The 12129-nt window shown below is 34.9% G+C and carries 14 protein-coding genes and 1 pseudogene; 3 read left to right on the top strand and 12 right to left on the bottom strand.

From position 1 onward, the window contains the following. Nucleotides 1-143 precede the first annotated feature (143 nt). The 5 genes from F0362_RS10360 to F0362_RS10340 form a co-directional block, all read right to left on the bottom strand. Nucleotides 144-920, bottom strand: a complete 777-nt coding sequence (locus tag F0362_RS10360) for a Cof-type HAD-IIB family hydrolase (protein ID WP_061529903.1) — start codon at nt 918-920, stop codon at nt 144-146. Nucleotides 921-926: 6 nt separating this feature from the next. Further along, nucleotides 927-1517 carry a histidine phosphatase family protein gene (locus F0362_RS10355; RefSeq protein ID WP_001166469.1) on the bottom strand — a complete coding sequence of 197 codons (591 nt, stop codon included), beginning with the start codon at nt 1515-1517 and terminating at the stop codon, nt 927-929. Between the two features lie 92 nt (nt 1518-1609). Further along, on the bottom strand, nt 1610-2857 hold the full coding sequence (gene spoIIP / locus F0362_RS10350; RefSeq protein WP_333563963.1) for a stage II sporulation protein P: 1248 nt from the start codon (nt 2855-2857) through the stop codon (nt 1610-1612). Next, nucleotides 2835-3803, bottom strand: coding sequence for an SPFH domain-containing protein (locus F0362_RS10345; protein WP_000561128.1), 969 nt, complete (start codon nt 3801-3803; stop codon nt 2835-2837). The genes spoIIP (F0362_RS10350) and F0362_RS10345 overlap by 23 nt, the downstream gene beginning before the upstream one ends. A 2-nt stretch (nt 3804-3805) precedes the next feature. Further along, nucleotides 3806-4234, bottom strand: a complete 429-nt coding sequence (locus tag F0362_RS10340) for an NfeD family protein (RefSeq protein WP_000929499.1) — start codon at nt 4232-4234, stop codon at nt 3806-3808. A gap of 273 nt (nt 4235-4507) precedes the next feature. On the opposite strand from F0362_RS10340, the gene F0362_RS10335 reads away from it, so the two are divergent. Beyond that, on the top strand, nt 4508-5725 hold the full coding sequence (locus F0362_RS10335) for an MFS transporter (protein WP_000267078.1): 1218 nt from the start codon (nt 4508-4510) through the stop codon (nt 5723-5725). 49 nt (nt 5726-5774) lie between these two features. On the opposite strand, the pseudogene F0362_RS10330 reads toward F0362_RS10335, so the two are convergent. The 5 genes and pseudogenes from F0362_RS10330 to spoIIP (F0362_RS10305) all read right to left on the bottom strand — a co-directional run bounded on the left by F0362_RS10330 (nt 5775) and on the right by spoIIP (F0362_RS10305) (nt 10575). Continuing rightward, nucleotides 5775-7187: pseudogene (locus tag F0362_RS10330) on the bottom strand (amidase family protein). 248 nt (nt 7188-7435) lie between these two features. Then, entirely contained in the window at nt 7436-7882 is a 447-nt protein-coding gene (locus F0362_RS10325) for an NUDIX hydrolase (protein WP_000178276.1), read from the bottom strand. 23 nt (nt 7883-7905) lie between these two features. After that, on the bottom strand, nt 7906-8646 hold the full coding sequence (locus F0362_RS10320; protein WP_000747717.1) for a M15 family metallopeptidase: 741 nt from the start codon (nt 8644-8646) through the stop codon (nt 7906-7908). Nucleotides 8647-8657: 11 nt separating this feature from the next. Beyond that, complete coding sequence (locus tag F0362_RS10315) at nt 8658-9155, bottom strand: GNAT family N-acetyltransferase (protein WP_000617587.1); 498 nt, start codon at nt 9153-9155, stop codon at nt 8658-8660. Nucleotides 9156-9420: 265 nt separating this feature from the next. Next, nucleotides 9421-10575: a stage II sporulation protein SpoIIP gene (gene spoIIP / locus F0362_RS10305; RefSeq protein ID WP_001079305.1), complete on the bottom strand. Its 1155-nt coding sequence runs from the start codon at nt 10573-10575 to the stop codon at nt 9421-9423. Nucleotides 10576-10664: 89 nt separating this feature from the next. Here spoIIP (F0362_RS10305) and F0362_RS10300 point away from each other — a divergent pair, with 89 nt between their 5' ends. Beyond that, complete coding sequence (locus F0362_RS10300) at nt 10665-10961, top strand: hypothetical protein (RefSeq protein WP_000770733.1); 297 nt, start codon at nt 10665-10667, stop codon at nt 10959-10961. Between the two features lie 4 nt (nt 10962-10965). Beyond that, nucleotides 10966-11271 carry a hypothetical protein gene (locus tag F0362_RS10295; RefSeq protein ID WP_044810160.1) on the top strand — a complete coding sequence of 102 codons (306 nt, stop codon included), beginning with the start codon at nt 10966-10968 and terminating at the stop codon, nt 11269-11271. On the opposite strand, the gene F0362_RS10290 is transcribed toward F0362_RS10295, so the two are convergent. After that, nucleotides 11244-11771, bottom strand: coding sequence for a DUF1572 domain-containing protein (locus F0362_RS10290; protein ID WP_000351102.1), 528 nt, complete (start codon nt 11769-11771; stop codon nt 11244-11246). The genes F0362_RS10295 and F0362_RS10290 overlap by 28 nt on opposite strands. Nucleotides 11772-11791: 20 nt before the next feature. Further along, entirely contained in the window at nt 11792-12121 is a 330-nt protein-coding gene (gene csaA / locus F0362_RS10285) for a chaperone CsaA (protein ID WP_001263027.1), read from the bottom strand. Nucleotides 12122-12129: the final 8 nt, after the last annotated feature.

Genomic DNA, 12129 nt, shown 5'->3' with positions numbered 1-12129 from the left:
ATTTTCACTCTCCTTTTCCCTATTTAATTAGCTTACCTAACTACTTTTATATTATACTCATTTCCTTCCTTTTATTGCAAGAGTATTGTTAGAAAAAAATTCTATTATGAAAACAGGATTTTTTTCACTGACTAATTATTTTTTCAAATGATCCTAAACTCTTTTAAAGCAAACGAAATGCCACCTTCACTTGATTTCTTTGTAACGAAATCAGCTTTTGTTTTTAACTCTTCTCCACCATTCCCCATCGCAATTCCTAAACCTACATACTGTAACATTTCAATATCATTTCCACCATCTCCGAATGCCATTGCTTCTGACTTACAAATATTTAAATGTTCCAATACCTTTTGGATTGCAGTTAGCTTCGATACTTTATTATCTTCCAGCACATTCATAACATAACCATGAAAACGTTCAAACGTAAGCATTGGATATCTTTCAAAAAATTTTTGAGCTTCCATTTCATCAGCATACAGACATATACAATACATCTCTTCTGATAAGTTTCTAACTTTATCAGGATACCGCTCTAAATTTAAAGTTTCGTTTAATGCTCGTATTACACGTTCATCTTTTGAGGCTATACCATTCATAGAAAATTCTTCTGTAAAGTAAGAAACACTATGACCATGTAATTCAGCGAAATTTGAAATATCATGAACAATTTCACTTGAAAGTATCGATTTATGAATAACTTCTTCCTTACACTTTATATGTCCACCATTTGCAGAAATAAATGTGTCTATGCCTAGTTCTTTAAATTGTGAGCATAAACTATATGGTCTCCCTGTTGTAACAACTACGTGAATCCCTTTATCTATTAACCTTCTTATCGCTTCTTTTGTACTTTCGTGCATACTTCTATCAATCTCACTTAAAAGCGTACCGTCAACATCGAAAAATACGACTTTATACATAAGTCTCTACATCCCGCCTAAATGATTCGTATCATTAATGAAATGTACCGTTTTTTGTTCACCATCAATTTCAATTAAACTTATTCCCGTATCTCCTATTTTAAAGTAATAATCCATTGAAATTGGCATTTGGAAAAATGCTCGTAATAGACTATTTATTACACCACCGTGTGCAACGATTGCTATCCGATCATATGTATTCTCTGTCACGATTTTAGAAAAGATTCCTTCTATTCTCATTCTAAATTCAATAAATGATTCTCCATTTTCAAAACGGTCATGAAGAAACTTTGGCTCAGGATATTTTTTCGCTTCTTCAAAAGATAAGCCGGCTTGCACCCCATTATTAAACTCCATTAATTCCTCTTCTAATTGAATTGGACAACCAATTGCTTCCGCTAATGTTTTACCAGTTTCACGGGCACGTTTTAATGTACTTGCCCAAATGAAATCTGGTGGAAAGTCAGCCTTCACTTTCTGTACAAGTCTTTGTACTTGCTGTCTTCCCTTTTCTGTTAATTCAAAGTCAGCTCTTCCTTCATGTACATTCAGGATGTCCGCTTCGGATTCTCCGTGTCGTATTAATAGTATTTGCATTCGTTCCCCCACTCCCTGATTTAATATTCAGAAGACTACATTATATCATATTTTTAACTTTTCATAATAAAAAAGGAACGGTCTCCCGTCCCTCACCCATTTACCTTCTCCGCATCATTCCAATAATACTTACTAAATGCTTCCGTTAATACATCAATTGTGTTATATAATTCATCTAACGTATTATCCACACCACCAACTTCAATTAACATCGCGTTTTTAGATAAATCTTGGTTATAAACGCCGTTTCCATCTTTTTTATACTTCGGAAAAATCCCTCTACTTAATCCGTAATAGTTTTCATCTAAATAACTATTGATTGCTCTTGCAATTTTTTCGTTTTCAGTACGTCCTTCATTTTCCATCCCAATTATAAAATATAATCTTGCATACGATTTCCCGTTAATTACTTTTGTAGTTACTTTCTTGCGCTGATCATCACGGTGTATATCAATTGGAAAAGTAATTTTATTATTTTGTGCTAATGCTTCCTTTACATATCCATGAGATGCTGTATACGATTGATACCATTTCCATTTTTTACTTGCCAGTAAATCACCCATATTCGTTTTATCATGAACTACTGGAATTCCTTGCTCTTCAAGTTGCTCCTTCATACGTTTTCCTAATAAGGACACATTTACATCTGGACTCGATGGATCGGTAGCTCCTGGTAATAAAGGAAAGAAGGATTCCCAACTATGTGTATGGTAAATGTATACTGCATTTTCACCTTTTTTCGTTCCGTTCTTTTTCTGCACCGGATTATTCTTTTCTGCTTCTGTAACTTTATCTTTTGCTACCTCTCGCTCTTTCGTTACTTCTTCAATCGGTACACTAGATTCATTCGGGATATTCGTAAAGTTTGTCCCTTCCCCAGCTACGATAATGTTAGAGTAATACTTTGACATACCAGGTACTTCTTTACCGACAAATGTTCTTAAATCTTTAATTTTCAAATCTGTCGCAACAGAGAACATCAAATTCCCAACAGACTCCCGTTTATTCTGCTTAAAATAATCAAATCCATAATAGTGATTCTCACTTTCTATCATTTGAACAAAACCTTGCATAGACACTTTTCCAAACCATTGATTCGCATAACTTGATTTCATTGTATGTAAAAGCGACGTCAAAATTGACGCGATAATTATTACTATTAGCGCATATAAAAAAAGTAACGAGATTAGTTTTTTCCCATGTATACGAGTTGCATACTTTTTCACTGTATCACCTTCTTTATACATGGATATGTACAAGCCTTTCGTAATATACGCACAAAAAAGAGAAATGGCATCCCATTCCTCTTCCTCACTCTTATTGTTCTTTACCTGTATCATTTGAAGGCAATTTCTTCGCTTGTTTTTCTTTAAAGATTTCTCCGATTGCCCCAAGAGTACCAAGTGTTTCAATTGCATTAGATGGAATAAAGACTTTATTTGCTGGTCCTTTTGCAACCTCAATCAATGATTCAAATGATTTATAAGCAAGTACGCGTTCATCTAAATCTGCTGCACGAAGTAATTCAATTCGGTTTTGTTCTGCTTTTGCGATTTCTTCAATTGCTCTTGCTTCCCCTTGCGCTTCTAATTCTTTCGCTTCTTTTAAACCTTCAGCTTCTCGAATACGTGCTTCTTTATCCCCTTCGGCCATCAAGATTTTACTTTGTTTTTCCCCTTCCGCACGAAGAACTTTATCTTGTTTTGCTGCTTCAGCTTCTAAAATAATCGCACGTTTATTACGTTCTGCTTTCATTTGTTTTTCCATCGATGCTTGCACATCTTTTGGCGGGTTAATGTCTACTACTTCAACACGCTCAATACGAACGCCCCATTTTTCTGTTGCTTCATCAAGCGCTAAGCGAATTTCTGTTGAAATTTTTTCACGACCAGATAACGTTTCATCAAGTTCCATTTTACCGATAATTTGACGCATCGTTGCAGAAGTAATGTTACGAACACCATATTCATAGTTTGAGATACCATATGTCGCAAGTTCAGGTTCGACAATTTGATAGAAAATAATTGTATCAATTTCTACTTGTACGTTATCTTTCGTAATTACCTTTTGTGGTGGTACATTCGTTTGTTGAATACGTAAGTCGTGATATACACGAACGCGATCTACAATTGGGATTAATATATTTAATCCTGGGTGCATAATACGCTGAAACTTACCAAATCTTTCAACAACCCCAACTTTTTGCTGAGGAATAATTTTAATTGTTAATGCGATAAATGTAACTACAATTAGCGCGAATATAATTGTTAACGTTAATGCTATCATATTTATTCACTCTCCTTTTTTACTTGTAATATAGTACTATGCCTCTTTATAACAACGACTTTTTCTCCAGTGTCAATCGGAACATCTGCAATAGCTGTCCAAGTATCTCCATCCACCTTCACAATACCGTTCGTTTCATTTGTAATCGCTTGCACAACAATTCCTTTTTTACCGACAAGCATATCTACTGTATCCGTAAAACCTTTTGCTTCTCGAAAGTTTTTTGAAATTCTTTTCGTAAAGAATGTCAATGTTAAACTTACAATCGCACCAACAGTAACTTGTAACAATAGTGCATCCGGAGCAAATAAAGCAATAAGACCTCCGACAACAGCTCCAATTCCAAGCCAAAGCATATAAAACGTTATCGACAACATTTCCGCGATAAATAAAATACCCGCTATAATAAACCAAATCACCCAACCAGCCATATGCAACCCTCACTTTCTTTCTCATTTTCTATATGTATATGAAGAAAAGAATGGTTTATCCGCCCTTTCTCATACTTGGGCGTTTACTGCAAGCTATCGTACATATTCGCTGTTACAATAAGTATTAATAAAATACTATATCAATATATTCTTCATTATACATGAAAATTCCTTTCAAAAAATGACAAAAAATTTAATTCTTTTAAAATTATTTTTTTCAGTTTATAATAATTCTAACTCGAATTTGTATTTTTTTGGAAGGTGATATCCTTAATGTGGAATCATTCAATATCATACTATTTAGGATCAAAAATCTGTATTACTCTTGCTGACATCGTTTACATAATGATTATTACAACTCATATCTATATATCAACTAAATCAGCTACTATTACTGCCCTTTTTCCATTATTACAAGTTATCACAAATTTGATCGCAAACATATCTGCACCACTTATAATGAATCGTTTTTCATCTTATTCAGTACTTTTTATATTACAATGGACAAAAACTGCCCTATTCATTTTATTAACGCTATTATTTCCGGTCCTTTCCAAAAACATTGTAACTCTATTAACTTTCATTTTTTTCATTTCTTTATGTAGTGGGTGGAGTGCTCCATTACTATACAGTATTGTTCCACGCCTAACACCAAAAGAAAGATTAGTAAAAGTAAATAGTATCTTTTCCTTTTCATCACAAATTGTACAAGCGGCAGCTTATTCATTTACAAGTATTATCGTTCTGCTCATTGGCGCTACTTCTACATTCATGATTAATATTATTTTAATGATTTTCGGATGTATTGCATTGCATATTTCATTACATTCCATCCATACCGAACGAGTAACAGAGCCTTCTTCTTCAAAAAACACAGCTTTATTTGAAGGCTGGAAACTATTATTTCATCATCCTTCTTTGCGCACAGTTACATTAATGGACTTAATTGAAACTTTCGCAGGGACGATATGGATTGGCGCTATTACGATGGCATATGTAACGACTGTTCTGCATAAAGGAGAAGAATGGTGGGGATATATTAACACAAGTTATTATGTGGGCACGTTAATTGGTGGTCTATTAGCGTGGAAAATAAGTACATATATTCAAAAAAATTTAATACGCTCCATGGCGATAGGATCACTTATATTTAGTATTCTTACATTTTTATATGGTATAACAAGCAGTGGATTTATTGCGCTTTTCCTATGTGTTCTAATGGGACCATGTTATCAAATTAGAGATATTTCTCAAACGACGGTTTTACAATCTAGTGTCGCCCCTTCTCTATTATCGAAAATGTATACAGCACACGGCGCCCTTCTTTCAACAGCTTCTGGTCTTTCTATGCTTAGCGTTGGCATTATTACTGATATGTTCGGTGTTCGTACGATTTATATGATTGCTTCTTTTCTTATTTTATGTTCTGCCTGTTTATCTTTTAGCCTATTAAAATATCATAAGACAGAGCAGAAAGATATTTCACTTTAATCAATAAATCAAAAAGGACAGGAAATTCCTGTCCTTTTGTACATTCCATTCATGACAAGTTGGGAATTTCTCTATGCTTTGTCGCTTGTTCAAAAGCGTACGCTAGTTTAATTAATATTCCTTCACGAAAAGCAGTACTTGCAATCGTAATTCCAAAAGGTCTCCCGTTTTCCATATACCTTGCTGGTATTGCTATAGACGGATAACCTGCTTTCGCACATATAGTAGAGCCTATATAAGACGGAAATAGTATCGCATCAAGATTATATTTTTCCAATGCAAAATCAATACCTTGTTTTTGCGAAAAGTATATATCTTCTAATCTTGCATGTAAATATTCTGGATTTCTTAATGTATTAGGATAATCTTTTCTTCCCTCCAACTTAGTTTGTCCATATTTTAAAGCTCTTTCTGCTATGTTTTTATTAAACGCCATTAATTCTGAAATAGAATGTACGGGAATAGTAGAAGGTAATTTTGAAAGTTAGTTATCTAAACTATGCTTCAGCTCATAAAGCGGAACTCCCCAGCTCCATTCTCTATGAAAGGAAGGAATATCAATATTTTCTACTACTGTCGCTCCCTCACTACGTAATACTTGGATCGTGTTCTCAAACAAATTTTCATCATACTCACCATTTTCGTAATAATCTTTTGGAGCATTACTATAAACACCAATCTTCGCTCCCTTTAAACCATTAACATCAAGATAAGATGTATAATCTTCATATGCCATACCTTCACTTTTATGAGTAGCTACATCTTTCTCATCCACTCCAGTTAAACTCCCTAGTAAAATAGAGGCATCTGTTACTGTTCTAGCAAATGGTCCCGCTGTATCTTGTGAATAAGTGAACGGAATAATTCCTCTACGACTAATTAGACCGACAGTCGGTTTAATGCCTACTACAGAGCTTTGAACAGCTGGACTCAAAATAGAGGCATCCGTTTCTGTCCCAACAGATAATACTGTAAAATTAGCGGCAACTGCTATTGCGGCCCCTGTACTAGAGCCACCAACAAACATATCATCCGTGCCCGTTCCATATGGATTGATTGTTTGACCACCTCTTGCACTATATCCAGCCCACATTTCAAAAGACATTGCATTTGCTAACTCTGTCATATTCGTTTTACCTATTATCACCGCTCCTGCCTCTCGCAGTTTTGTAACGAGAAATGCATCTTCGCTACTTATATTTTGTTCTAGGGCAATCGTACCTGCACTTGTATGCATGGAATCATTCGTTTCAATATTGTCCTTTAGCAAAACAGGTATACCATGCAATGGTCCCCTTACACCTTTTATCTTCCTTTCATAATCTAACGCTTCTGCAATAAAAATAGCATCCGGGTTTATTTCTAAAATAGAATTAATTTTCGGTCCACCTTGATCATATTGTGCAATTCTATAAAGATAATATATAACTAATTCTTTGGAAGATAACGTCCCTTCTTCCATTGCGGTCTGTATATCATGAATTGTTAATTCTTTTTTTTATACTGGATTAAACTGAATTTCCATTTATATTCTCCTTTATATCCCTTTTAGTTTTTACGAATACTTCTTACTTTTTCATTTTTTCACCTCAGCCTATTCCAAATTAATATCCCTTTAAAAAGTTTCAACTTACTTTTTAATACACCTTTAATTTCCCGAAAAATAAAAAGAGTCTGAAACGAATCATCCTTCGCTTCAAACTCTTTTTATTACTGTGCATATACCTCATCTAACAAATGTAAAAACTCTCCCTGTTTTCCTGCTAATTCAGGGCATTTTGCAATATCAATCCATTCGTAGCAAAATACTAAACCTTCATCTTCCTCACCGGCACTTACTATATGTTCCCAAGTATCTTTTACATTCGTTAGTAACGTTACGTGAAAAAAGTGGCGTTTTTGATATTCCTGTTTTTCCTTCACGTGTATGATGTAATCTGCCAGGAAACGCTCTATACATAAATGACGTAATCCAGATTCTTCTTGTACTTCACGTAAAACTGCTGCTTCTAACGTTTCTCCTTCATCAACTGTTCCCCCTGGCACTTGGATACCAGCTTCATGTATATCACGATGTTTAAAAACAAGTAATTGCTTCATCCCTTCTTTTTCTCTTGTAATATATGCATGTACTTTTTTCTTATATAACATCGTCATTGTATTTCTCTCCCCTCAATTGTTCACTCTGTTACTTCTTCAAGCGTCAGTTGATTTTCATATAAATATGTAGCTTGTGGATTTCCCACATACCTTACGTGCCATGGTTCAAACCGATAGCCCGTAATTGATTCTTTTTCTTTTGTATATCGAATCACAAAACCAAATTTATGGGCATTTTCAGAAAGCCACTGCCCCTCTTTCGTCTCCCCAAAAACTGTCTCTAACTGAAATTTAGCAGATTGCGATGTAATATCCATAGCTAGTCCAGTTTGATGTTCACTCGTACCAGGAATCGCGCTAGACATCGCAGTTTTCGCTTCTCCATCTTGTTTTTTATACATCGTATTTAATGCCTTTTGTCGATCAAAAGATCTAAATCCAGAGACTGCAAAAAGGAAAATACGCTCTTTATCAGCTTGTTGAAACATGTCCTCAAGCGCACTAGCTGCCTCTTTCCTCATTTTTTTCTTTTCTTGATTACCCTCACTAGAGTAACGTACTTTCGGAATAACTAAATCTGGCGGTCTATACCCATCTGGTAAACGCCTACTTTTATTCACAAGTACAAGCATCGAATTTGGATTACTAATTACCGCAATATCCCCATCCATATTCGCAATCGTTTCTTTCGCTTTCGGAAATATGTTATTTACATTCACTTCCTGTGCCTGCTTATCCTTATACATTTTATAATTGATTCCTGCTACTCCAACAATGAGTATCGCCGCCACGATACCAAGTAGTGTCCATCTTTTTTTCATATAACGACCTCTTATTTTAATAATTTGGCCATTTCATACTCATCAATGTTTTGTCCATCGATAATAAGAGCAGCTTTTTTGACACCCTCTTTCTCAAAGCCTACTTTTCTATATAGTGCCTGAGCTCTTGTATTGTGGGCCATTACCGTTAATTCTAAACGCCATACATCATGTAATCTTGCCCACTTCTCAACCTCTTTAAACAAGCTCGTTCCAATACCACGCCCACTACACTCTTGCAATATACCAATTACAATGGCTGCAACATGTCTCTTTCTTTGTATGTTATTTCCATTCACTAAAATAAATCCTACTATTTTCTCTTCCTCAATCGCTACAAATATTGTTGCTTTTTCATTCTGTATAAATCGATGAATCATTTGCTCTTGTTGCTCGGCTGTAGTTTTTCTTTCTCCTGGCTCGTATAACATAAATTTCGTTTCTTCATCTAATTGCTTACTTAATTGCAAAAATGATGCTGCATCTTCTACTTTGATCTCCCTAATCACTTAAATCACCCTACCTATTTCATTGTAAAAAATTTTCCTTGTAAAAAGATTTTCTCTATTATTGCGAAAATCCCTTTCTAATTCCCCTATTATAAATAGACAAATTTCGATATTACTATAGCAATTATAAATTATGTCTATAATGTGACATCTTATCATCCTCGTTTCATGACAAACAAAAAACGTAAGCTTTACACTTACGTTTTCCCCTAATTGATGTAGGCTGATAACCATTGCAATGCCTACCATTCATTCAAATTTCACTTTATCCATTCACTTTTTCCGCTTGCCAAAAATATTCACCAAATGCCTTAGCAAGTGCATCAATTGATCGATTTAATTCCTCCTCTGTATTATCTACCCCGCCAACTTCAATTAATATCGCTTGTCCTGATAGGTCTTGATTGTAAACTCCATTCCCTGTTTGGAATCCTTTTTGAATTACACCACGGCTCATTCCCGGATATTTCTTACTAATCGTCTCGTGTAACGCAGTTGCTAATTGTAAGTTTTTTTCATAGTTTTTGTTACCTTTTCCAATTACAAAAGCAAGCTTAGCATATGATTTATCTCCAATTGTTTTTGTTGTTACATTTTTTCGTGCACTATCACGGTGTAAATCGAAGAAGTATTGTAATTCTTTATTACCAGCCATCGCTTCTTGTACAATTTCCCGTGACATTTTGTAAGAACTATTACTATTTAACCCTTTACTAATTAACCTTTGACCAACGTCAGTCTTATCGTTAGTAGATCCGATTCCTTCGCTTTCTAATTGTTCACGAAATCGGTCGCCGACTATGGAAATATTCGTTACAGAACTTGTCGCTTTATTCGGGTTTGGATCATTCGTTAAGTTCAGTAACGGCAAATAAGATTCCCAGCTATGCGAATGATATATAAATGCAACTTGTCTTTTTCCAGTCGTTTGAGCTGGTTGTTTTTTCTCTTTATTCGTATCAGGCTTTGGCGCTTGTCCACCTTCTCCAGTCCGTTCTTTCACTACTTCTTCAAGAGGAACACTCGACTCTATCGGTAAGTTAGAATAATTTGTTCCCTCACCTGCGATAACGATTTCTGTATCGTACTTACCAAAGCCAGGAAGCTCTTTTCCGACAAAACTACGTACATCGTTAAAACGAATATTCGTAGCCATAGAAAAGAGAAACGAAGAGATTGAAAAATCTTGATTCAAATTTCGATACTCTTGTGTAAAATAATGATTTTCTTTTCCAAGAACATACATGTAGCCATTCATCGATAACTCATTTAACCAATTATATAAATACGTTGACTTTGTCTCTTTCATAGAGGTTACCATCATACTAATAAGAAAAAAAGTCGCTAGTACCGTAGTAATAATAAATAAAACTAACTTACGTACACTTGTAAACTTCACATAAAAAAAGCCTCGATTCATACTATCACCCTCTCTATTTCAAGTTATGTACAAGCTCTAGAGAATAGACCGTTTAAATTCCGGCTATATTGTTAATGAGGTGAAATGAATTGAAGCTATTAATAGGAATATTACCAATCGCTCTATCATTCATTTTTTATTTGTCCGCTAAACATCCAAAAGTCTCTATTGTGTTACATATTTCTGCGTACTTGGCACTGTATGTACTCGGTACAATTATTTCCATTAATGTATACGATGTTTTAATACAAGATTTAGTTTTCATGACGAGCATTCATGGAATTTTACTGAATCCATTTTTCCTTATTGCAGGAGCGTATATAGGAACATACACTTTGTACCTACTTTTGTCTCACATTATTATGAAAATAAAAAATGGAGCGTAACGAAATGCAGCCACCGTTCATTTGTCATACATGTAGAAAAAGAATTACACGAAAGAAAGACCTTATTACCACTACACGGTACTTCCATTTTTATTTATTTCACAACAGTTGTTTTAAGCAGCAACAACTTTTCATCCCACGTTTTATCCCTATGAATACACTTTTTTGTTTCTTTCTAATTATATACGGCCTTATTGTTGGTAGCATTCTTATGCTTACGGAGCCGTCTATCATTTGGCTTATTTTTTTGCTTCCTATTTTATATCGATTTCTTTCATATTATTATGTTGAACGTTTTTTCTCTACATAACGAGTGGACTGTCCTTTAGGAATGCTTAAACATTCCCACTCATTTTCTTTTAACATTTTACCGATGTAAATAATCTGTCCAATATGCAAAGCATAATGAGAAATTTGCCTTTCAATTGCTTGCAGGACCGTATGTGCTTCACCACGAATGTATACCGTCTTCAATAGATGTTCCGGCATTATAGTATTCATCGTATTAAAAACGTATTCCCATCCTTCTTGCCACGCTGCAAGGGCTTCTTCCTTTGAAGAATAGCCTCCTTCAAATTCACCATCTCGGTCACGATCAACTTTTTCACCATCAGATGTTAAAAAATCCGTCCATCTGGAACGCATATTACCGTGCAAATGTTTCATTATAATCGCTATGCTATTTGTTTCTTCATGAGAAGACCATTGTATTTGTTCGTATGATAATTGAGAAAGTGCCCGTTCTCCTTGCTGCTTTGTTGTTTTGAAATTAGAAATGGCACATTGTAAATATTCTCGTCCGATATCCATATTGCCCCCCCACCTTCACACTAACTAATTTTCGTTCCATTTGGCAGTTCCATATTAGGCTGAAGCAACACAACATCTCCCGCTTCAGGAACTCCCCCTAATACAAGCACTTCTGATTTAAATCCAGCTACACGCTTTGGCGGAAAATTTACAACAGCAACAATTTGCTGACCGATTAAGTCTTCTGGATTATATCTCTTCGTAATTTGAGCACTTGACTGCTTGACCCCAAGCTCTCCAAAATCAATTTCTAGTTTAATCGCTGGCACTCTCGCTTCTTTAAATTCCTCTGCCTGTGTTACAGTTCCAATTCTTACATCAAAAGTTAAAAAGTCTTCAAAATTAGCCATTTTATCAT

The sequence above is a fragment of the Bacillus sp. BS98 genome (assembly GCF_008432245.1).
Classification (GTDB): domain Bacteria; phylum Bacillota; class Bacilli; order Bacillales; family Bacillaceae_G; genus Bacillus_A; species Bacillus_A toyonensis.
This window is presented reverse-complemented; position numbering and strand designations above follow the sequence as displayed.

Bases quoted from the DNA above. Each gene is read 5' to 3' on its own strand.
- F0362_RS10345 (WP_000561128.1), bottom strand. From the start codon at position 3,803: ATGATAGCATTAACGTTAACAATTATATTCGCGCTAATTGTAGTTACA.
- F0362_RS10335 (WP_000267078.1), top strand. From the start codon at position 4,508: ATGTGGAATCATTCAATATCATACTATTTAGGATCAAAAATCTGTATT.
- F0362_RS10355 (WP_001166469.1), bottom strand. From the start codon at position 1,517: ATGCAAATACTATTAATACGACACGGAGAATCCGAAGCGGACATCCTG.
- F0362_RS10360 (WP_061529903.1), bottom strand. From the start codon at position 920: ATGTATAAAGTCGTATTTTTCGATGTTGACGGTACGCTTTTAAGTGAG.
- F0362_RS10320 (WP_000747717.1), bottom strand. From the start codon at position 8,646: ATGAAAAAAAGATGGACACTACTTGGTATCGTGGCGGCGATACTCATT.
- csaA (WP_001263027.1), bottom strand. From the start codon at position 12,121: ATGGCTAATTTTGAAGACTTTTTAACTTTTGATGTAAGAATTGGAACT.
- spoIIP (WP_001079305.1), bottom strand. From the start codon at position 10,575: ATGAATCGAGGCTTTTTTTATGTGAAGTTTACAAGTGTACGTAAGTTA.
- F0362_RS10295 (WP_044810160.1), top strand. From the start codon at position 10,966: ATGCAGCCACCGTTCATTTGTCATACATGTAGAAAAAGAATTACACGA.
- F0362_RS10290 (WP_000351102.1), bottom strand. From the start codon at position 11,771: ATGGATATCGGACGAGAATATTTACAATGTGCCATTTCTAATTTCAAA.
- spoIIP (WP_333563963.1), bottom strand. From the start codon at position 2,857: ATGATACAGGTAAAGAACAATAAGAGTGAGGAAGAGGAATGGGATGCC.
- F0362_RS10340 (WP_000929499.1), bottom strand. From the start codon at position 4,234: ATGGCTGGTTGGGTGATTTGGTTTATTATAGCGGGTATTTTATTTATC.
- F0362_RS10325 (WP_000178276.1), bottom strand. From the start codon at position 7,882: ATGACGATGTTATATAAGAAAAAAGTACATGCATATATTACAAGAGAA.